The organism is Enterobacter sp. TCD1-1 (assembly GCF_020567405.1).
In the GTDB taxonomy this organism is placed as follows: Bacteria; Pseudomonadota; Gammaproteobacteria; order Enterobacterales; family Enterobacteriaceae; genus Enterobacter; species Enterobacter quasiroggenkampii.
On sequence record NZ_JAJCXF010000004.1, the window covers coordinates 101,243 to 122,042 of the forward strand.

22 protein-coding genes and 1 pseudogene are annotated in these 20,800 nt (G+C 57.7%); 18 read left to right on the plus strand and 5 right to left on the minus strand.

Translation table 11 applies throughout. The features are described 5' to 3' along the window. Positions 1 to 989, plus strand: a pseudogene (locus LJA86_RS16915) (AraC family transcriptional regulator); the annotation flags it as partial. Here the strand turns inward: LJA86_RS16915 and queD are convergent. Further along, positions 974 to 1,336 (minus strand): 6-carboxytetrahydropterin synthase QueD, encoded by a 363-nt coding sequence (gene queD, locus LJA86_RS16920; RefSeq protein ID WP_023294450.1) that lies wholly within the window; start codon positions 1,334 to 1,336, stop codon positions 974 to 976. The pseudogene LJA86_RS16915 and the gene queD overlap by 16 nt on opposite strands. Positions 1,337 to 1,642: 306 nt before the next feature. On the opposite strand from queD, the gene cysJ reads away from it, so the two are divergent. From cysJ to cysH, 3 genes are all read left to right on the plus strand, one after another. Beyond that, entirely contained in the window at positions 1,643 to 3,448 is a 1,806-nt protein-coding gene (gene cysJ / locus LJA86_RS16925; RefSeq protein WP_229226467.1) for an NADPH-dependent assimilatory sulfite reductase flavoprotein subunit, read from the plus strand. Then, positions 3,448 to 5,160 carry an assimilatory sulfite reductase (NADPH) hemoprotein subunit gene (cysI, locus tag LJA86_RS16930; RefSeq protein ID WP_008499617.1) on the plus strand — a complete coding sequence of 571 codons (1,713 nt, stop codon included), beginning with the start codon at positions 3,448 to 3,450 and terminating at the stop codon, positions 5,158 to 5,160. Before cysJ ends, cysI begins: the two co-directional genes overlap by 1 nt. A 76-nt stretch (positions 5,161 to 5,236) precedes the next feature. Then, positions 5,237 to 5,971 carry a phosphoadenosine phosphosulfate reductase gene (cysH, locus tag LJA86_RS16935; RefSeq protein ID WP_045908483.1) on the plus strand — a complete coding sequence of 245 codons (735 nt, stop codon included), beginning with the start codon at positions 5,237 to 5,239 and terminating at the stop codon, positions 5,969 to 5,971. 98 nt (positions 5,972 to 6,069) lie between these two features. Here cysH and LJA86_RS16940 read toward each other — a convergent pair whose 3' ends face one another. Beyond that, positions 6,070 to 7,113, minus strand: a complete 1,044-nt coding sequence (locus LJA86_RS16940) for an aminopeptidase (protein WP_048029216.1) — start codon at positions 7,111 to 7,113, stop codon at positions 6,070 to 6,072. 246 nt (positions 7,114 to 7,359) lie between these two features. Between LJA86_RS16940 and cysG the strand changes: the two genes are divergently transcribed. From cysG to LJA86_RS16995, 11 genes are all read left to right on the plus strand, one after another. Beyond that, entirely contained in the window at positions 7,360 to 8,709 is a 1,350-nt protein-coding gene (gene cysG / locus LJA86_RS16945) for a siroheme synthase CysG (protein WP_162270769.1), read from the plus strand. Between the two features lie 9 nt (positions 8,710 to 8,718). Further along, positions 8,719 to 9,627, plus strand: coding sequence for a sulfate adenylyltransferase subunit CysD (gene cysD, locus LJA86_RS16950; protein ID WP_006811770.1), 909 nt, complete (start codon positions 8,719 to 8,721; stop codon positions 9,625 to 9,627). Between the two features lie 9 nt (positions 9,628 to 9,636). Continuing rightward, positions 9,637 to 11,061, plus strand: coding sequence for a sulfate adenylyltransferase subunit CysN (gene cysN / locus LJA86_RS16955; RefSeq protein WP_048029217.1), 1,425 nt, complete (start codon positions 9,637 to 9,639; stop codon positions 11,059 to 11,061). Continuing rightward, positions 11,061 to 11,666 carry an adenylyl-sulfate kinase gene (gene cysC, locus LJA86_RS16960; RefSeq protein WP_021241908.1) on the plus strand — a complete coding sequence of 202 codons (606 nt, stop codon included), beginning with the start codon at positions 11,061 to 11,063 and terminating at the stop codon, positions 11,664 to 11,666. Before cysN ends, cysC begins: the two co-directional genes overlap by 1 nt. A 58-nt stretch (positions 11,667 to 11,724) precedes the next feature. Next, positions 11,725 to 12,051, plus strand: coding sequence for a DUF3561 family protein (locus LJA86_RS16965; protein WP_008499610.1), 327 nt, complete (start codon positions 11,725 to 11,727; stop codon positions 12,049 to 12,051). Positions 12,052 to 12,217: 166 nt separating this feature from the next. After that, positions 12,218 to 12,529 (plus strand): cell division protein FtsB, encoded by a 312-nt coding sequence (gene ftsB, locus LJA86_RS16970; protein ID WP_008499609.1) that lies wholly within the window; start codon positions 12,218 to 12,220, stop codon positions 12,527 to 12,529. Positions 12,530 to 12,548: 19 nt separating this feature from the next. Continuing rightward, positions 12,549 to 13,259 (plus strand): 2-C-methyl-D-erythritol 4-phosphate cytidylyltransferase, encoded by a 711-nt coding sequence (ispD, locus tag LJA86_RS16975; protein WP_048029219.1) that lies wholly within the window; start codon positions 12,549 to 12,551, stop codon positions 13,257 to 13,259. Next, the gene (ispF, locus tag LJA86_RS16980) at positions 13,259 to 13,738 is read left to right on the plus strand and encodes a 2-C-methyl-D-erythritol 2,4-cyclodiphosphate synthase (protein WP_008499607.1); all 480 of its coding nucleotides are present in this window, start codon (positions 13,259 to 13,261) and stop codon (positions 13,736 to 13,738) included. Before ispD ends, ispF begins: the two co-directional genes overlap by 1 nt. Further along, positions 13,735 to 14,784: a tRNA pseudouridine(13) synthase TruD gene (gene truD / locus LJA86_RS16985; protein ID WP_045908488.1), complete on the plus strand. Its 1,050-nt coding sequence runs from the start codon at positions 13,735 to 13,737 to the stop codon at positions 14,782 to 14,784. Before ispF ends, truD begins: the two co-directional genes overlap by 4 nt. Next, positions 14,765 to 15,526 carry a 5'/3'-nucleotidase SurE gene (surE, locus tag LJA86_RS16990; protein ID WP_021241911.1) on the plus strand — a complete coding sequence of 254 codons (762 nt, stop codon included), beginning with the start codon at positions 14,765 to 14,767 and terminating at the stop codon, positions 15,524 to 15,526. The genes truD and surE overlap by 20 nt, the downstream gene beginning before the upstream one ends. Continuing rightward, positions 15,520 to 16,146, plus strand: a complete 627-nt coding sequence (locus LJA86_RS16995) for a protein-L-isoaspartate(D-aspartate) O-methyltransferase (protein ID WP_008499604.1) — start codon at positions 15,520 to 15,522, stop codon at positions 16,144 to 16,146. Before surE ends, LJA86_RS16995 begins: the two co-directional genes overlap by 7 nt. Positions 16,147 to 16,240: 94 nt before the next feature. Here the strand turns inward: LJA86_RS16995 and LJA86_RS22305 are convergent, their stop codons facing one another. After that, complete coding sequence (locus LJA86_RS22305; protein WP_369751013.1) at positions 16,241 to 16,372, minus strand: peptidase; 132 nt, start codon at positions 16,370 to 16,372, stop codon at positions 16,241 to 16,243. Here LJA86_RS22305 and nlpD point away from each other — a divergent pair. Both nlpD and rpoS read left to right on the plus strand, forming a co-directional pair. Further along, positions 16,314 to 17,387 (plus strand): murein hydrolase activator NlpD, encoded by a 1,074-nt coding sequence (gene nlpD, locus LJA86_RS17000; protein ID WP_240613108.1) that lies wholly within the window; start codon positions 16,314 to 16,316, stop codon positions 17,385 to 17,387. The two genes, LJA86_RS22305 and nlpD, sit on opposite strands and share 59 nt — an antisense overlap. Positions 17,388 to 17,446: 59 nt before the next feature. Further along, the gene (rpoS, locus tag LJA86_RS17005; protein WP_008499600.1) at positions 17,447 to 18,439 is read left to right on the plus strand and encodes an RNA polymerase sigma factor RpoS; all 993 of its coding nucleotides are present in this window, start codon (positions 17,447 to 17,449) and stop codon (positions 18,437 to 18,439) included. A gap of 52 nt (positions 18,440 to 18,491) precedes the next feature. On the opposite strand, the gene LJA86_RS17010 is transcribed toward rpoS, so the two are convergent. Beyond that, positions 18,492 to 18,872, minus strand: coding sequence for a DUF4440 domain-containing protein (locus LJA86_RS17010; RefSeq protein WP_229226468.1), 381 nt, complete (start codon positions 18,870 to 18,872; stop codon positions 18,492 to 18,494). Next, positions 18,869 to 20,071: an MFS transporter gene (locus LJA86_RS17015; protein WP_229226469.1), complete on the minus strand. Its 1,203-nt coding sequence runs from the start codon at positions 20,069 to 20,071 to the stop codon at positions 18,869 to 18,871. Before LJA86_RS17015 ends, LJA86_RS17010 begins: the two co-directional genes overlap by 4 nt. 108 nt (positions 20,072 to 20,179) lie before the next feature. Between LJA86_RS17015 and LJA86_RS17020 the strand changes: the two genes are divergently transcribed. Continuing rightward, positions 20,180 to 20,800: LysR family transcriptional regulator (locus tag LJA86_RS17020; protein WP_229226520.1), on the plus strand; the 621-nt coding region annotated here is incomplete at its 3' end.

The following is a 20,800-nucleotide window of genomic DNA, read 5'->3' on the forward strand; positions in this document are numbered from 1 at the left end:
CGGAAACGCAGGAGCACGCCTGGCACACGCAGCGAGCGGTGCTCAAGTCGTACCTTCCGCAGGCGAAGTTTGGCGTATGGCATCGTTTCTTACCCGCGGGAACCGGGCCTGGCGGTGACGCGCTGTTCCAGTCAGCTATCCTGAACCAGGCTGATTTCCTCGCGTGCCCGGCCGATGCCAATGAGCTGCTCGATCTGGCGCAGTTGGATCCTGCGCATCTTTCCTCGTCTGAAAATTACCCCGTGCTAAAGGTCCGCCAGATCCTCGCCGCCCTTCGCCAGCGGCAGCGGACGCTGCCGGTATGGTTACTCTCATGGAATACCCTTACCGGCAACACGCGGGCGACCAACGGCTGGTTTTTCCGCGGCGCGCTGCTGATGCAAAACCTGCTCGGGCTTTCAGAACAGGTCTGGCTGGCGGGATTCTGGCTGAATTCTGGTCTACAGGGAGAAGCGAGGGCGAACAACACCCTCGATACATCGAGCCTTGCGCTTCAATATAATCACGGCCTTCCACGGCCCATCTATTGGGTACTCTGGCTGTGGCAGCGTCTGCGGGGAGAGGTACTCGTTAACGACAAGAGCGTGCTACTGCTGCGTCATGAAGGTGGCTACCAACTGCTGCTGCGCAACGTGGTGGTATTCAATCCGCTGTTGTCGAGTGAAGAGGCCTTTATCCAGCGTTTTCAGCAGCACCACCACCTGCAGCTGCAGGGAGCGTGCGGGAGATGGCGCATCAAGCGCCATCTATTCGATCGTCATAACGGCGCGCTTTACCCGCTGCTGGAAGGCGTTCGAAGCGAAAGCGGGCCTGACGAAGAGATGTGGAACTGGATTGCGCATAAAGCGCGTCCAACGCTTTCCGTACACGATGAACGGCTTTATGACGGCTGGCAAATCACGGAGTCGCTGGAAAGTAACGCGCTCGTTCTTTATGAACTCACGCCGTTAAACGCCTGCGAGGATGAGGACGATCACTCCCCGCGATAGATGCAGCCCGCGGTGCAGGTCTCTTTGATCATCACCGCGCTCAGCAGCGGTACCCGCGGTTTCATCTGATCCCAAATCCATTTTGCCAGCACTTCGCTGGTTGGGTTTTCAAGGCCCGGGATCTCATTCAGGTAGTAGTGATCCAGACGATCGTAGGTCGGCTTAAACGCCGCCTTCAGCTCGGCAAAATCCATGATCCAACCGGTATGCGGATCAACTTCACCGGTGATCTCAAGACGCACCATGAACGAATGCCCGTGCAGACGGCCACATTTATGCCCTTCAGGGACATGCGGAAGGTGGTGGGCGGCTTCGAAGGTGAAATCTTTAAACAGTGTGGTGGACATGATCGCTCTCAGTAATGCGGAAAAAACCGCCGCATAGTACCGGAAAGCACAATTTTTAGCATTAACTAAAACGGCTCTGAGCGGCAACCGCCTCGTATTCAGGGTGTTTATTGCTATTTGTTCTTTTATTTCATAAGGTTATTTAATCGGTTTTATCGCTAAGCATGACAACCAAAACAGGTTAGTCCATTTGGTTATTTATTATTTCCATCCCTTCTTTAATTGTTATTATCCTCGCCGTTAACCTTATCTTCAGTTTGGATTTATTCGCTTAAAGTCCGCTTGGCTACTGGAACATAACGACGCATGACAACACAGGCCCCACCTTCAAATTTGCTTCCCCTGAACCCGGAGCAACTGGCGCGCCTTCAGGCTGCCACCTCTGATTTTTCTCCCACTCAGCTTGCCTGGGTCTCCGGTTATTTCTGGGGAATGCTCAATCAACAGCCTGGCGCTGTGGCGGGTGCTCCGGCCACGGCCGTTGAAATTCCGGCCATTACCCTGATTTCCGCCTCGCAGACGGGCAATGCCCGCCGCGTGGCCGAAGCGCTGCGCGACGACCTGCTGGCCGCGAAACTGAACGTGAACCTGGTCAACGCCGGGGATTACAAATTTAAGCAAATCGCGTCGGAAAAACTGCTGGTGGTGGTTGCCTCTACGCAGGGTGAAGGTGAACCCGCTGAAGAAGCGGTGGCGCTGCATAAGTTCCTGTTCTCGAAAAAAGCGCCGAAGCTGGATGGCACGGCGTTTGCCGTCTTTGGCCTGGGCGACACCTCCTATGAATTCTTCTGCCAGTCCGGCAAAGACTTCGACAGCAAGCTGGCGGAGCTGGGCGCGGAGCGCCTGCTGGACCGCGTTGACGCGGATGTCGAATACCAGGCCGCCGCCGCCGAATGGCGCGCCCGCATCGTTGAGGTGTTAAAAGCGCGCGTGCCGAAAGAGACGTCGACGCAGGCCGCGTTCACCGCGACGGGTGCTGTTAACGACATCCACACCAGCCCGTACACCAAAGAGGCGCCGCTGACGGCGAGCCTGTCGGTGAACCAGAAAATTACCGGCCGCGATTCAGAAAAAGATGTGCGCCATATCGAAATCGATCTGGGCGACTCGGGCCTGCGCTATCAGCCTGGCGATGCGCTGGGCGTCTGGTATCAGAACGATCCGGCGCTGGTGAAAGAGCTGGTTGAGCTGCTGTGGCTGAAAGGCGACGAGCCTGTCACCGTTGACGGTAAAACGCAGCCGCTTTCTGATGCGTTGCAGTGGCATTTTGAGCTGACGGTGAACACCCCGAATATCGTCGAAAATTATGCCACCTTGACGCGCAGCGAATCCCTGCTGCCGCTGGTGGGCGACAAGGCGAAGCTGCAGCATTACGCCGCGACGACGCCGATTGTCGATATGGTGCGCTTCTCCCCGGCTCAACTGGATGCCGATGCGCTGATCGGCCTGCTGCGCCCACTCACTCCGCGCCTGTACTCCATCGCCTCTTCCCAGGCCGAGGTAGAGAGTGAAGTGCATATTACCGTCGGCGTGGTGCGTTACGATATCGAAGGCCGCGCCCGCACGGGTGGGGCATCAGGCTTCCTGGCGGATCGCGTGGAAGAAGAGGGCGAAGTGCGCGTCTTTATCGAGCACAACGATAACTTCCGCCTGCCGGCAAACCCGGAAACGCCGGTCATTATGATTGGCCCGGGCACCGGCATTGCGCCGTTCCGCGCCTTCATGCAGCAGCGCGCGGCAGACGGTGCGCCGGGTAAAAACTGGCTGTTCTTCGGCAATCCGCACTTTACCGAAGATTTCCTCTACCAGGTCGAGTGGCAGCGCTATGTGAAAGAAGGCGTACTGACCCGCATCGATCTGGCCTGGTCCCGCGACCAGAAAGAAAAAGTATACGTACAAGACAAACTGCGCGAACAGGGCGCAGAGTTGTGGCGCTGGATCAATGACGGTGCCCACATTTATGTCTGCGGCGACGCCAATCGCATGGCGAAAGACGTTGAGCAGACTTTGCTGGAAGTGATTGCCGAATTCGGCGGTATGGATGCCGAAGCGGCGGACGAATTTTTAAGTGAGCTGCGCGTTGAGCGCCGTTATCAGCGAGATGTCTACTAATGAGCGAAAAACATCCAGGGCCACTGGTGGTCGAAGGTAAACTGACAGACGCCGAGCGCATGAAGCTGGAAAGCAACTATCTGCGTGGCACCATTGCTGAAGATCTGAATGACGGTCTCACCGGCGGTTTCAAAGGCGACAACTTCCTGCTGATCCGTTTCCACGGCATGTACCAGCAGGACGACCGCGACATCCGCGCCGAGCGTGCAGAGCAGAAGCTGGAGCCGCGTCACGCGATGCTGCTGCGCTGCCGTCTGCCGGGCGGGGTGATTACCACCAAACAGTGGCAGGCGATCGACAAGTTTGCCGGTGAAAACACGATCTACGGCAGCATCCGTCTGACTAACCGTCAGACCTTCCAGTTCCACGGCATTCTGAAGAAGAACGTCAAGCCGGTGCACCAGATGCTGCATTCCGTTGGGCTGGACGCGCTGGCGACCGCCAACGACATGAACCGTAACGTGCTCTGCACCTCGAATCCGTATGAGTCCGAGCTGCACGCCGAAGCGTACGAGTGGGCGAAGAAGATCTCCGAGCACCTGCTGCCGCGCACGCGCGCCTATGCAGAGATCTGGCTCGATCAGGAAAAAGTCGCGACCACCGACGAAGAGCCGATCCTCGGTCAGACCTACCTGCCGCGTAAGTTTAAAACTACGGTGGTGATCCCGCCGCAGAACGATATCGACCTGCACGCCAACGACATGAACTTCGTGGCGATTGCCGAAAACGGCAAGCTGGTGGGCTTTAACCTGCTGGTCGGCGGCGGCCTGTCCATCGAACACGGTAACAAGAAAACCTACGCCCGTACCGCCAGCGAGTTCGGCTTCCTGCCGCTGGAGCATACGCTGGCCGTGGCGGAAGCGGTGGTGACGACCCAGCGCGACTGGGGTAACCGTACCGACCGTAAAAACGCGAAAACCAAATACACCCTGGAGCGCGTGGGCGTGGAGACGTTCAAAGCGGAAGTGGAGCGTCGCGCGGGCATCAAGTTTGAGCCGATCCGCCCTTATGAATTCACCGGTCGCGGCGATCGCATTGGCTGGGTGAAGGGTATCGACAATAAATGGCACCTGACGCTGTTTATCGAAAACGGCCGTATTCTGGATTATCCGGGGCGTCCGCTGAAAACCGGTCTGCTGGAAATTGCGAAGATCCATAAGGGCGAGTTCCGCATTACCGCTAACCAGAACCTGATCATTGCCGGCGTGCCGGAAAGCCAGAAGGCGAAGATCGAGAAGCTGGCGCGCGAACATGGGTTGATGGATGCGGTGAAGCCGCAGCGCGAAAACTCAATGGCCTGCGTGTCGTTCCCGACCTGCCCGCTGGCGATGGCGGAAGCGGAACGTTTCCTGCCGTCGTTTACCGACAAAGTGGAAGCGATTCTGGAAAAACACGGCATTCCGGACGAGCATATTGTTATGCGCGTCACCGGGTGTCCGAACGGCTGCGGTCGCGCGATGCTGGCCGAGCTCGGACTGGTGGGGAAAGCGCCGGGTCGTTACAACCTGCACCTGGGCGGTAACCGTATCGGTACGCGCATCCCGCGTATGTTCCGCGAGAACATCACCGAGCCGGAAATTCTTGATTCCATCGACGAGCTTGTCGGGCGCTGGGCGAAAGAGCGCGAAGCGGGTGAAGGCTTCGGCGACTTTACGGTGCGTGCGGGCATCATTCGCCCGGTGCTCGATCCCGCCAGGGATTTCTGGGAGTAACATCCCGATGGTTTTACAGGTGTTGTAGGCCGGGCAAACGTAGTGCCGCCCGGCAAAACAGGCAAACGAGGTTCTTATGTCCGTACTCGATCTAAACGCCCTAAATGACCTGCCAAAAGTCGAACGCATTCTGGCGCTGGCAGAAACCAATGCCCATCTTGAAAAGCTGGACGCCGAAGGGCGCGTGGCGTGGGCGCTGGAAAACCTGCCGGGAGAGTATGTGCTCTCGTCGAGCTTTGGTATTCAGGCGGCGGTCAGCCTGCATCTGGTGAATCAGATCCGTCCGGACATTCCGGTGATCCTCACCGACACCGGCTACCTGTTCCCGGAAACCTACCAGTTCATTGACGAGCTGACGGACAAGCTCGGACTGAACCTCAAAGTTTACCGCGCGACGGAGAGCGCGGCCTGGCAGGAGGCGCGCTACGGCAAGCTGTGGGAGCAGGGCGTTGAGGGCATTGAGAAATACAATGAGATTAACAAAGTTGAGCCGATGAACCGGGCGCTGAAAGAGCTTAATGCGCAGACGTGGTTTGCGGGTCTGCGCCGCGAGCAGTCCGGCAGCCGGGCAACCTTACCGGTGCTGGCGGTCCAGCGCGGGGTGTTTAAAGTGCTGCCGATTATCGACTGGGATAACCGGACGGTGTATCAGTACCTGCAAAAGCACGGGCTGAAATACCATCCGCTGTGGGACCAGGGCTATCTGTCGGTGGGCGATACCCACACCACGCGTAAGTGGGAACCGGGAATGGCGGAAGAAGAGACGCGATTCTTCGGGCTGAAGCGCGAGTGCGGGTTGCACGAAGGGTGATAACCTTTTTGCCCGGTGGCGCTGCGCTTACCGGGCCAACAAAGGCTCGTTCCCTATGTAGGCCCGGTAAGGCGTAGCCGCCACCGGGCTTAACGGCCTCAGGCTTTCCCCGCTTTCGCCAGCTCTTTCACCAGCGGCAGCATCACCTTCACCACATCACGACTGCGGTGCTCAATCCGCTGCGGCAGCGCGCGATCGATGTGCTGCTGATTGTCCAGCATCACGTTGTGCCAGCTCGTCCCGTCCGGGAAGGCCTTCGATTTAGCCCGCTGTTGGTAGCCATCTTTTTTGCCCAGCGCCCAGTTTGTCGCTTCCACGTACAGCACCGGAATGCCCGCCTTATCGAACACTTCCCCGTCGTTGCAGCAGCCTGTGCCTCGTGGATAATCCGGGTTACCGCCAGGGTTGCTGGTGGCATAAACACCATGGCTGCGGGCTATCGCCAGGGCCCGGTCGCGCGTCAGTTTCCGCACGGTACCCGGCGTACTCTGCCCGCTGTTGAAATAGAGCTTGTCGCCGACGATCAGATTGTCGAGGTTAATCACCAGCAGCGTATTTTTCTTCTCCTCAGCGCTCATGCGCTTAAGGAGATTCTCAGCGCCGAGTTTGCCCTCTTCTTCACCGCTGGTGGCAACAAAACGAATGCCATATTGGGTGGGAATATCTTTCATCCGCTCGGCCAGTTCGAGCATCACGCCGAGGCCTGCGGCATTGTCGTCCATGCCCTGCAGCGTCAGCCCGCCAAGATTATTATCCGTATCGGCGTCACTCATCGGGGCGTAGGTATCGAGGTGCGCCATAATAATAATTTGCTCTTTTGCGGTGCCTTCGTGGGCCGCAATCACCGTACTGCCGGTCACGTTATGCCAGTTTTTCGTTTTATTTCGTGAGGTATAGACGTAGCGGCTGTGAAACGAGCGGATATCGCTCTGATAACCCATGTCGGCAAACTGCTGGCGAAGATAGTCTGCGGAAAGCATTTCCGCAGGCGATCCGGTCATGCGCCCGGGGAAAACGGTGGCAATATGCCGCGCCTGCATATTGGCGATTTCACCATAAGGTTGGTTTTTTGCCTGAGCGGGAAGAATAAAGCAAACGCCGAGCGCCAGGGCAGCAATACGGTGGCGCGTTGCGGAAAACATAGTGAGTCCTTAAAAACAGAGCAAAATAGTCACCCGCCTAGTATGAAACTGTGATCGCCCATACACAATTTGAATTGCTCTTAAATGCCCGAAATATCGCGTGTTAAGCACTTTTTGGTATTAGCATTTTCATCGCGTTATTCCATTGAGTAACTACTCATTCCAATTCGTAATTTCATTCGGTCTAAGCCGCCCCCTATAGTCCCTCTATTCCTCGTTGTTAGTGAGTTGTTGCCTGTGGACTATCTGCCCTTATTTGCTGCGATTAAAGAGAAACCGGTGCTGGTTGTTGGCACGGGTGAAATCGCCGATCGCAAAATTGCGTTTCTGCAGCGCGCAGGGGCGCAGGTGCAGGTCGTTGCAGAGGCAGATTTTCACGAGTCACAAATCGATAGCGTCGTGCTGGTGATTGCGGCGACCGAAGATCGTGACCTCAACCGGCGGATCTCCGACGCCGCTCAGGCCCGTTACCGCCTGGTGAACGTGGTGGACGACCAGCCTTTATGCTCGTTTATTTTCCCGTCGATCGTTGACCGCTCGCCGCTGCTGGTGGCGATCTCCTCCGGCGGGACCGCACCGGTGCTGGCACGCGTGCTGCGGGAAAAAATCGAAGCGCTGCTGCCGACCAGCCTCGGGCGGATGGCTGAGAAAGCCAGCTACTGGCGCAACCATCTGAAAACCCGCCTGACCAGCGTGACGGAACGCCGTCGCTTCTGGGAGCGCGTGTTTCGCGGCCGCTTTGCCAGCCTGATGCATGCCGGTAATGAGACAGCGGCGCAGAAAATTCTTGAAGACGAACTGGATAACCCCGGCAGCACTGGCGGGGAGATCATTCTGGTGGGCGCGGGGCCGGGCGATGCCGGGCTTCTGACGCTGCGCGGCCTGCAGGTGCTGCAGGACGCGGACGTGGTGTTCTACGACCATCTGGTCACCGACGGCGTGCGCGAGCTGATCCGTCGTGACGCGGAGCAAATCTGCGTGGGCAAACGGGCAGGCGAGCACTCTGTGCCGCAGCACGACACCAACCAGATGCTGGTTGACGCCGCCAAAGCGGGCAAAACCGTGGTGCGCCTGAAGGGGGGCGATCCGTTTATCTTCGGGCGCGGCGGCGAAGAGCTGCAGGCGGCGGCCGAAGCGGGCATACCGTTCCAGGTGGTGCCCGGCATCACGGCGGCCTCTGCGGTGACGGCTTACGCCGGTATCCCGTTGACCCACCGCGATTACGCCCAGAGCGTCACCTTTGTGACCGGCCACTATAAGGCGGACAGCACGCCGTTTGACTGGTCGCATCTCGCCCAGAGCCGCCAGACGCTGGCGATATACATGGGCACGATGAAGGCGGCGGACATCAGCGAACAGCTTATTCAGCACGGTCGCGAGGCGACGACCCCCGTTGCCGTCATTTCTCGCGGCACGCGCGTTGATCAGCACGTTGCGACGGGCACCCTGGAACATCTTGCAACCCTGGCGAAAGACGCCCCTATGCCCGCCCTGATCGTGGTGGGGGAAGTGGTGCAGCTGCACAGCACGCTCGCCTGGTTTCAGCACACAACCGATACAGAAGGCTTTGGTTCTTCTGTTGTAAATTTGGCTTAAGGAACGGTTATGGACCAAAAACGTCTTACACACCTGCGGCAGCTCGAAGCGGAAAGTATCCATATCATCCGCGAAGTGGCCGCCGAGTTTTCTAACCCGGTGATGATGTACTCCATCGGTAAAGATTCCAGCGTCATGCTGCATCTGGCGCGTAAAGCGTTTTATCCAGGTACGCTGCCGTTCCCGCTGCTGCACGTGGATACCGGCTGGAAATTCCGCGAGATGTACGAGTTCCGCGATCGTACCGCGAAAGCCTACGGCTGCGAGCTGCTGGTGCATAAAAACCCGGAAGGGGTGGCGATGGGCATTAACCCGTTCGTGCACGGCAGCGCCAAACACACCGATATCATGAAGACCGAAGGGCTGAAGCAGGCGCTGAATAAATACGGTTTTGATGCGGCCTTCGGCGGCGCGCGTCGTGACGAAGAGAAATCCCGCGCCAAAGAGCGTATCTACTCCTTCCGCGACCGCTTCCACCGCTGGGACCCCAAAAACCAGCGTCCGGAGCTGTGGCACAACTACAACGGTCAGATCAACAAAGGCGAAAGCATCCGCGTCTTCCCGCTCTCCAACTGGACCGAGCTGGATATCTGGCAGTACATCTATCTGGAAAACATCGAGATCGTTCCGCTGTACCTGGCCGCCGAGCGCCCGGTGCTGGAGCGCGACGGCATGCTGATGATGATCGATGACGATCGCATCGACCTGCAGCCGGGCGAAGTGATCAAAAAACAGATGGTCCGTTTCCGCACCCTCGGCTGCTGGCCGCTGACCGGCGCGGTGGAGTCCAGTGCGCAGACGCTGCCGGAGATCATCGAAGAGATGCTGGTATCGACCACCAGCGAGCGACAGGGGCGCGTGATTGACCGCGACCAGGCAGGCTCCATGGAGCTGAAGAAACGTCAGGGTTATTTCTAAGGAGCCGCCATGAACACCACTATTGCTCAACAAATTGCCAAAGAAGGCGGTGTGGAAGCGTATCTGCATGCGCAACAACACAAAAGCCTGCTGCGTTTTCTGACCTGCGGCAGCGTGGATGACGGGAAAAGCACCCTGATTGGCCGCCTGCTGCACGATACGCGCCAGATTTACGAAGATCAGCTCTCTTCCCTGCATAATGACAGTAAGCGTCACGGTACCCAGGGTGAAAAGCTGGATCTGGCGCTGCTGGTGGATGGCCTGCAGGCGGAGCGCGAGCAGGGCATCACCATCGATGTGGCCTACCGCTATTTCTCTACCGAGAAGCGCAAATTTATTATCGCCGACACCCCGGGGCACGAACAGTACACCCGCAATATGGCGACCGGCGCGTCGACCTGCGACCTGGCGATCCTGCTGATCGACGCGCGTAAAGGCGTGCTGGATCAGACCCGTCGCCACAGCTTTATCTCCACGCTGCTGGGGATCAAACACCTGGTGGTGGCGGTCAACAAGATGGATCTGGTGAACTTCAGCGAAGAGAAGTTCGAGGAGATCCGCCAGAGCTATCTGACCTTTGCCGAACAGCTGCCGGGCAACCTGGATATCCGCTTTGTGCCGCTCTCGGCGCTGGAAGGGGATAACGTCGCCTCCCAGAGCGCGAACATGCCGTGGTACAGCGGCCCGACGCTGCTGGAAGTGCTGGAAACGGTTGAAATCCAGCGCGTGGTCGACACCCAGCCGATGCGCTTCCCGGTGCAGTACGTCAACCGTCCAAACCTCGACTTCCGCGGTTTCTCCGGCACCCTTGCGTCAGGCTCCGTGAAGGTCGGTCAGCGCGTCAAGGTGCTGCCATCCGGCGTGGAATCGACCATCGCCCGTATCGTCACCTTCGACGGTGATCTGCAGGAGGCGGGCGCCGGTGAAGCGGTTACGCTGGTGCTGAAAGACGAGATTGATATCAGCCGGGGCGATCTGCTGGTGGATGCCCAGGAAACCCTGGCCGCCGTACAGGGGGCTTCCGTGGATGTGGTGTGGATGGCAGAGCAACCGCTGACGCCGGGCCAGAGCTACGACATCAAAATTGCCGGCAAGAAGACCCGCGCCCGCGTGGACGGTATTCAGTTCCAGGTGGACATCAATAATCTGACCCAGCGCGAGGTTACCGAGCTGCCGCTGAACGGTATTGGTCTGGTCGATCTGACCTTCGACGAACCGCTGGTGCTGGATCCGTATCAGCAGAACCCGGTGACGGGCGGGCTTATCTTTATCGACAGGCTGACCAACGTTACCGTCGGGGCCGGTATGGTACGCGAACCGATTAAACAGGCTGCCGTGGCCTCTGAATTCAGCGCCTTTGAGCTGGAATTGAACGCGCTGGTGCGTAAACACTTCCCGCACTGGGGCGCGCGCGATCTGCTGGGAGGCAAGTAATGGCCGCCCATGATGAGAACGTCGTCTGGCATCCTCATCCGGTCACCGTCGCCCAGCGCGAACAGCTCCACGGTCACCGTGGGGTTGTGCTGTGGTTTACCGGGCTGTCCGGCTCGGGTAAATCGACGGTGGCGGGCGCGCTGGAAGAGGCATTGCATCAGCAGGGCGTAAGCACGTACCTGCTGGATGGCGACAACGTGCGCCATGGCCTGTGCAGCGATTTAGGGTTCAGCGACGACGACCGCAAAGAGAACATCCGCCGGGTCGGGGAAGTCGCCAGCCTGATGGCCGATGCCGGGCTGGTGGTGCTGACCGCGTTTATCTCTCCGCACCGCGCCGAGCGCCAGATGGTGCGCGAACGCGTCGGTCAGGATCGCTTTATTGAAGTGTTTGTGGATACGCCGCTGGAGGTTTGCGAAGCGCGCGACCCGAAAGGGCTGTACAAAAAAGCGCGTGCCGGAGAACTGCGCAACTTCACCGGAATTGACGCGGTCTACGAAGCACCTGAATCGCCTGAAATTCACCTGGAGGGTCAACAATTGGTAACAAATTTAGTAAGCCAATTATTAGACCTGCTCAGACGGGACGATATTATCAGATCCTGAGACGGTATCGTTCGGGAGCTGTCTTCCCGAACGATGAGTCACGGTCACAGGACTAGCTATGCGCAACAGTGAACATTACATTACCACTACCGGGTCGGAGCCGCTTGCGACCGACGACGAAACGACCTGGTCATTTCCTGGGGCCATCATTGGCTTCGTCTCATGGTTGCTGGCGCTGGGTATCCCGTTTCTTATCTACGGCGGAAACACGCTGTTCTTCTTTCTCTACACCTGGCCTTTCTTTCTGGCGCTGATGCCCGTGGCGGTTGTCGTCGGCATTGCGCTGCACTCGCTTCTCAATGGCAAGCTGCTCTACAGTACCGTGGTCACGATTGTGACGGTGGTTCTGATGTTTGGTCTGTTATTTTTGTGGCTCATGGGCTAACTTCAGCCATAATTCAAACCGTAACCAACTGTGTAACGATATTGAGCAGGACGATTCTGCGGAAAAAATGTGGTACATTTGCCCACGATGTTGCGGCATCTCTGTTACCCCGGCGTAGTGCTCTGGGGAAGTCTTGGGATGATGATGCCGTTTTTCAGGGGGCAGGATGGGTAAACTAACGCTGCTGTTGCTGGCTTTGCTAATCTGGCTGCAATATTCGCTGTGGTTCGGTAAGAACGGACTGCACGACTATAGCCGGGTGAGCGATGACGTCGCGGCTCAGCAGGCAACAAACGCCAAACTTAAGGCGCGAAACGATCAACTCTTCGCTGAAATTGATGACCTCAATGGCGGGCAAGAGGCGATTGAGGAACGCGCACGCAATGAACTCAGTATGACTAAGCCGGGCGAAACCTTTTATCGTCTGGTTCCGGATGCGTCTAAACGCAATCAGGGCTCAGCACAAAACAATCGATAATCAGGCCCAGGATTACGACATGGCAGTAACTTTTTCGGACGTATGCGCCGTGGTGCCGGCCGCAGGTTTTGGCCGGCGCATGCAGACAGAATGTCCCAAGCAATACCTCTCTATTGGCGATAAAACGATCCTCGAGCACGCCGTGGCGGCGCTGCTGGCGCACCCGCGGGTGACGCGGGTGATCATCGCTATCAGCCCGGGCGATGCGCGCTTCGCGCAGCTACCGCTGGCAAATCATCCACAGATTACCGTTGTCGATGGCGGTGCCGAGCGCGCCGATTCCGTGCTGGCAGGCATTCAGGCTGCCGGTAACGCGCCGTGGGTGCTGGTGCATGACGCGGCGCGTCCGTGCCTGCATCAGGACGATCTCGCTCGCCTGCTGGCGTTGAGCGAAACCAGCAAAGTGGGTGGCATTCTGGCCGCCCCCGTGCGCGACACCATGAAGCGTGCCGAGCCGGGCAAACGGGCTATCGCCCACACCGTCGATCGCGTCGATCTATGGCACGCGCTGACGCCGCAATTTTTCCCCCGCGAATTACTCCACGACTGCTTAACGCGCGCGCTTAACGAAGGTGCAACCATTACGGACGAAGCCTCTGCGCTGGAGTACTGCGGTTTCCACCCAACGCTTGTTGAAGGACGTGCTGATAATATTAAAGTGACGCGTCCGGAAGATTTACAGCTCGCGGAATTTTATCTTACCCGTTTGACCCATCAGGAGAAGGCATAATGCGAATTGGACACGGTTTTGATGTACACGCCTTTGGCGGCGAAGGCCCAATTATCATTGGCGGCGTGCGCATTCCTTATGAAAAAGGGCTGCTGGCGCATTCTGATGGCGACGTGGCGCTGCATGCGCTGACCGACGCGCTGTTGGGCGCGGCCGCACTGGGTGATATCGGCAAGCTGTTCCCGGACACCGACCCGGCGTTTAAAGGGGCAGACAGCCGTGAACTGCTGCGCGAAGCGTGGCGCCGCATTCAGGCGAAAGGCTACACCCTTGGCAACGTCGACGTGACGATTATCGCCCAGGCCCCGAAAATGCTGCCGCACATTCCGCAGATGCGCGTATTTATTGCAGAAGATCTGGGCTGCCATATGGACGACGTGAACGTGAAAGCGACGACGACCGAGAAGCTGGGCTTCACCGGTCGTGGCGAAGGGATTGCCTGTGAAGCCGTGGCGCTGCTGGTGAAGGCGAGCAAATGACAGACTTCGACAACCTGACATATCTGCATGGCAAACCGCAGGGGAACGGGGTGCTGAAAGCCAGCCCTGAAGATTTCCTCGTGGTCGAGGATCTGGGCTTTGAGCCGGATGGCGAAGGCGAACATATCCTGGTGCGTATTCTGAAAAATGGCTGCAATACCCGCTTTGTGGCCGACGCGCTGGCAAAATTTCTCAAAATTCATGCCCGCGAGGTGAGCTTTGCCGGGCAGAAAGATAAACACGCCGTCACCGAACAGTGGCTCTGCGCGCGCGTTCCCGGCAATACGATGCCTGATTTAAGCAAATTTGAGCTTGAGGGCTGTAAGGTACTGGAATATGCCCGCCACAAGCGCAAACTGCGTCTGGGGGCGTTGAAAGGCAACGCGTTTACGCTGGTGCTGCGCGAAGTGACTGATCGTGAAGACGTTGAAAAACGTCTGAACGCCATCAGTGACCGCGGCGTACCGAACTACTTTGGCGCGCAGCGCTTCGGCATTGGCGGCAGCAACCTGCAGGGCGCACTGCGCTGGGCGCAAAGCGACGCGCCGGTGCGGGACAGGAATAAACGCAGTTTTTGGTTGTCGGCGGCCCGCAGTGCGTTGTTTAATCAGATTGTGAGCGAAAGGCTGAAAAAACCGGACGCGAATCAAGTTGTTGTTGGCGATGCGCTACAATTAGCGGGACGCGGAAGCTGGTTTGTAGCAACGGCCGAAGAGATGGCCGATGTCCAGTCGCGCGTGGACGCAAAAGGGCTGCTGATCACCGCCGCGTTGCCTGGCACGGGCGACTGGGGAACACAGGGCGACGCCCTGGCTGCCGAGCAGTCAGCCGTGGCGGATGCGCCAGAATTGCAGTCCTTGCTGGTGCGGGAAAAAGTCGACGCGGCACGCCGCGCGATGCTGCTCTATCCGCAGCAGTTAAGCTGGAACTGGTGGGATGACGTGACCGTCGAGTTACGCTTCTGGCTGCCGGCAGGCAGCTTTGCCACTAGTGTTGTCAGGGAACTTATCAACACCTCGGGTGATTATGCGAATATTGCTGAGTAACGATGACGGGATCCACGCGCCGGGCATTCAGACCCTGGCGAAACACCTCCGTGAGTTTGCGGATGTGCAGGTCGTGGCACCCGATCGTAACCGCAGTGGAGCGTCTAACTCGCTGACGCTGGAGTCGTCGCTTCGCACCTTTACCTTTGAAAATGGCGATATTGCCGTACAGATGGGCACGCCAACCGACTGTGTTTTTCTGGGCGTGAACGCGCTGATGCGGCCGCGTCCGGATATCGTCGTCTCCGGCATTAACGCCGGGCCTAACCTCGGCGATGACGTGATTTACTCCGGCACCGTGGCGGCCGCAATGGAAGGACGTCACCTGGGGTTCCCGGCGCTGGCGGTCTCGTTGAACGGCTACACGCACTACGACACCGCCGCCGCGGTGACCTGTTCGATCCTGCGGGCGCTCGGCCGTGAGCCGTTGCGTACCGGACGCATCCTCAACATCAACGTGCCGGATCTTCCTCTTGATGAAATTAAAGGCATCCGCGTCACTCGTTGCGGGAGTCGACATCCTGCCGATCAGGTGATCCCGCAGCAGGATCCGCGCGGCAACACGCTTTACTGGATCGGCCCTCCCGGCGATAAGTGCGATGCGGGTCCGGATACCGACTTTGCCGCCGTGGAGGAAGGCTATGTTTCGGTTACCCCGCTGCACGTAGATTTAACCGCGTATAGCGCGCATGATGTGGTGTCGGGCTGGCTGGATCGCGCAGGAGTGAACGCGCAATGGTAAACAAACGTGTACAAACTCTTCTGGAACAACTACGCGCGCAGGGGATCCGCGACGAGCACGTGCTTGAAGCGCTCGCCCTGGTTCCGCGTGAGAAATTTGTAGACGAGGCGTTTGAACACAAAGCGTGGGAAAACGTGGCGCTGCCCATCGGGCAGGGCCAGACGATTTCGCAGCCTTACATGGTGGCTCGCATGACGGAGCTGCTGGAGCTGACGCCCGACTCCCGCGTGCTGGAGATTGGCACCGGTTCGGGGTATCAGACCGCGATCCTGGCGCATCTGGTGCATCATGTTTGCTCCGTTGAGCGGATCAAAGGTTTACAGTGGCAGGCGCGTCGTCGCCTGAAACAACTTGATTTACATAATGTTTCGACACGACACGGTGATGGATGGCAGGGTTGGAAAGCTCGCGCCCCGTTTGACGCGATCATCGTGACGGCGGCCCCGCCTGAAATTCCAGCAGCCCTGTTGTCGCAGCTGGACGAGGGGGGCATTCTGGTTCTGCCTGTCGGGGACGAGCAGCAGCTGTTGAAGCGCGTTCGTCGGCGCGGCGGCGAGTTTATTATCGACACCGTGGAAGCCGTGCGCTTTGTGCCTCTGGTGAAGGGGGAGTTGGCCTGAGACTCGGAATTATCCAGGGTTATTAAGGCAAATTCAGCGTATGGTGTGGCGCGAAAGATTCGTGCCATCACGGTAAATTTTAAGTCACTGGTAGTTAACACATTCCTGGGGGATAAATGAGCGCGGGAAGCCCTAAATTCACCATCAGCCGTGTTGCGGCATTATCACTGGTTTCGCTCTGGCTGGCAGGCTGTACAAGTTCTAACAACGCGCCTGCGCCCGTCAGTTCCGTCGGCGGAAACAGCGGCTCCGGTAACACGTCCAGCGGAATGTTAATCACGCCGCCACCTAAAATGGGGACGGCTGCACCGCAGCAAACGCCACAAATTCAGCCTGTGCAACATCCTGTTACACAGCCAATGCAGGTTCAGCCAGTTGAACAACCTGTTCAGACCCAAAATGGCCGCATAGTCTATAACCGCCAGTATGGGAACATTCCGAAAGGTAGCTACACCGGTGGCAGCACCTATACCGTGAAACGCGGTGATACGCTGTTCTACATTGCGTGGATCACCGGGAACGATTTCCGTGACCTCGCGCAGCGCAACAACGTCCAGGCCCCATATGGTCTGGAAGTCGGGCAAACGCTCCAGGTGGGCAACGCGACGGGTACGCCGCTTACGCCTGGCAACACGGTTTCAGCGGCCGATGTGACGGCTCAAAATAACAGCGTTAAGCCTGCACAAAAATCCACCACGGTGGTTGCTTCACAACCTGTAATTACGTATTCTGAGGATTCAGGTGATCAGACTGCTAACAAAATGTTGCCGAATAATAAAGGGACTGCGACTGCTGTCACAGCACCGGTTACGGCACCTGTGGTTAGCTCTACTGAACCGACTGCCAGCAGTATGACCTCCAGTTCGCCGATTTCTGCATGGCGCTGGCCGACTGACGGCAAGGTTATCGAAAACTTCTCTTCCTCCGAAGGGGGAAATAAAGGGATCGATATCGCAGGGAGTAAAGGACAGGCTATCATCGCGACCGCAGATGGACGCGTTGTGTATGCCGGTAACGCTCTGCGCGGTTACGGTAATCTTATTATCATCAAACATAACGATGATTACCTGAGTGCCTACGCCCATAACGACACAATGCTGGTCCGGGAACAACAAGAAGTTAAGGCGGGGCAAAAAATCGCTACCATGGGTAGCACCGGAACCAGTTCTACACGCTTGCATTTTGAAATTCGTTACAAGGGGAAATCCGTAAACCCGCTGCAGTATTTGCCGCAGCGATAATTTGACGGGGCATGCCAGCCAGGGTGTCTCGTTCAGGGATCACGGGTAGGAGCCACCTTATGAGTCAGAATACGCTGAAAGTTCATGATTTAAATGAAGACGCGGAATTTGATGAGAACGGAGTAGAGGCTTTTGACGAAAAAGCCTTAGTAGAAGAGGAACCCAGTGATAACGATTTGGCTGAAGAAGAGCTGTTATCGCAGGGTGCCACACAGCGTGTACTGGACGCGACTCAGCTTTACCTTGGGGAGATTGGTTACTCCCCACTGCTAACGGCCGAAGAAGAAGTCTATTTCGCACGTCGTGCTTTGCGTGGTGATGTCGCCTCGCGTCGTCGCATGATTGAAAGTAACCTGCGACTGGTCGTGAAAATTGCCCGCCGTTACGGCAATCGTGGTCTGGCTCTGCTGGATCTGATTGAAGAGGGCAACTTAGGTCTCATCCGCGCAGTTGAGAAGTTTGACCCGGAACGCGGGTTCCGTTTCTCAACCTACGCGACCTGGTGGATTCGTCAGACCATCGAACGGGCTATTATGAACCAGACCCGTACGATCCGCCTGCCGATCCACATCGTCAAAGAGTTGAACGTTTACCTGCGCACCGCACGCGAGTTGTCCCATAAGCTGGACCACGAGCCAAGCGCAGAAGAAATTGCCGAACAACTCGATAAACCGGTTGATGACGTAAGCCGTATGCTGCGTCTCAACGAGCGCATTACCTCCGTTGACACCCCGCTGGGTGGCGACTCCGAAAAAGCGCTGCTGGACATCCTGGCCGATGAAAAAGATAACGGTCCGGAAGACACCACGCAGGACGATGACATGAAACAGAGCATCGTCAAATGGCTGTTCGAACTGAACGCCAAACAGCGTGAAGTGCTGGCACGTCGTTTCGGTTTACTGGGGTATGAAGCTGCGACACTGGAAGACGTCGGCCGCGAAATTGGCCTGACCCGTGAACGTGTTCGTCAGATTCAGGTTGAAGGTCTGCGCCGCCTGCGTGAAATCCTGCAGGGGCAAGGTCTGAATATCGAAGCGCTGTTCCGCGAATAAGCAACCTTTCGTCAAAAAAGGCCCGTCGTGAGACGGGCCTTTTTCTTTTGTGTTACGGCTGTGCCGCCGTCTCGTGCAGCAGACGCCACGTTATTTTGTCGCCTTCCTGACTGAGCACCGCGGTCGACCAGCGCACGTTGACGGGCAGGTCTGGACGGGTTTGCGTCTCCCGGTAGTGAAGCACAGCACCCCGTTCGCCGCTTTGGATCGTGGTTAATTCGTCAATGACAATTTTCAGCCCGGGACGGCTTCCGCGCTGTTTTTCCAGAAAACTGGCCAGGCCGCGATAGTCGATCTGCACACCGCCCGGCGGGATCATCAGAAAATCGGGACGGAAACGGGCGAGCAGGGCATCCGGATCGCCATCACCTTTGCCTAACCAGTCTTCAAGCGCAATGTGGAGGTCGATAATGTCGTGTTCGAAAGGCGTCATGTATTCTCCTGTCGCAGCGGGTTTAGCACCTGCATATTGTTAAGACGAAAAACGTACAGTACAGGCAGCAAGGTCATGCCTGCAGCAAAAATAAACATCCCGTGCCAGGCGGCGTGAGGTGTCAGCCACGCCTGCGCCAGGTTCAGCACCTGCGCAAGCAGCAGGGCACCGGCAAAAAAGCTCAGCTGACGATTGAGATTCCACAGCGCGCTGGCATCCGGCATCTCGTTCCGGCGTATTGTCAGAAACGCGCTGCTCTGAGCCGTACTGCTGCACAGGCTTCCTCCCGCGCCCATCAGGGTAAACGCGACGGCAGGCAACAGTGTTGACGAGCTGACGTCAATCAAAAGCAGAATACCCGCCGCCTGCAACAGGCAGCCGATGACGATCAGCGGCCGGGGGCCGATACGGTTAAAATAACGTCCCGTCGCCGTGATGGCGAGAAACGATGCCACAGACCACGGCAGCATGAGCATTCCCGTTGCGGCTGGGCTCATGTTCGCCTCGTGCTGAAGATAAAACATGCCCGTGACGTTCACCCCAATAAATATGCCGGGGACGCATAAATAGACAAGCATGGAAAAACGCAAAAGCGGGTCCGCGAGCAAGGTCAGGTTTAGCAGTCTGGCCGCGTTCATCGTGGGTTTTTCGTGCTTAAGCCACAGACAGGCCAGAACAAAGGTCACAATAGCCACCGGGAGCGTGGCGAAAAAGATCCATCGCCAGCCCAGCGTCTGCACCAGCACGCCGCCGACTGCCGGGGAGCAGGCCGGGGCAAGTAACGCAACCAGCATCACCGCTGAGGAGAGTCGGGCCCGCTCGTGCGGCCTGAACTGTTGCCAGGTCAGCGCCTGTCCGACCGGGATCAGTAAGCCTCCTCCTGCGCCCTGAAGCACTCGCCAGGCGATCAGACTCTCAAGCGTTGCCGACAGGCCCGCCGCAGTAGAGGCGGCACTGAACAGAAAAAGCGAAAGCAGGATGACGCGCTTTGGCGCGATGCGGCGCGTGAGCACGCTGCTGAACGGGATCACCAGCGTCAGACCGGCAATATACCCGTTACTGACCCAGGCAAGCGCAGAAGGCGTGGCAGTAAAGGCGTGAGCCATTGCCGGAAAGGCGACGCTGGCAATAAACATGTTGATCAAATCAAGAAAAAAGCCCAGCAGATAGACAACGGCAATTTTGCTGCGATACGTCATGGTGGATCCTCCGGTGAGGTGGCGTATCGTATCGGCTCGGGAATCACGGATAAACCTGACAAAGCGCGATATACTGTCAAATATATTTTGACAGTATCGGGCGAGATGATGATTAACCTACAGCGGACGCAGATGTTTATCGCAGTGGCTGACACCGGCAGTTTTACGGCGGCCGCAGAGTCGATGGGGCTGACAAAAGCGGTCGTCAGCTTCAATATTCGCCAGCTTGAAGATGAGCTGGGCGTTACGCTGCTGCTGCGCTCTACCCGCCGCCTGACGTTAACCGAGGCGGGCGCGCTGTTTCATCAGCGCAGCGTGGCGCTTCTGAAGGACGCCGAACGGCTGCAGGAAGATGTCCGCGCGAACCATGCGGGGCTCACCGGCGAACTGCGGATCACGACCACGCCGGAATATGGCTCCCGGGTCGTGGTGCAGCTGCTGGCCAGATTTAGCCACCAACACCCGGATCTTCGCGTACGACATGCTTCGTCGTCACTGCATGCTGACCTTATCTCGGAGCGCTTTGACGTGGCCATCCGGCTGGGGACGCTTGTCGATTCGCGCAACCATGCCGCACTGATTTCTCACTTTTCTATTCTCCCCGTCGCAACGCCCGAGTGGCTTGCGCGAAACCCGATCGACTCGCTGGCGCAGCTGGCGCAGGCCGACTGGATCATCCACGAACGCTTAGCCTCGCCGCTGCGCTGGCAGGTGAAAGATGCCCGCGGT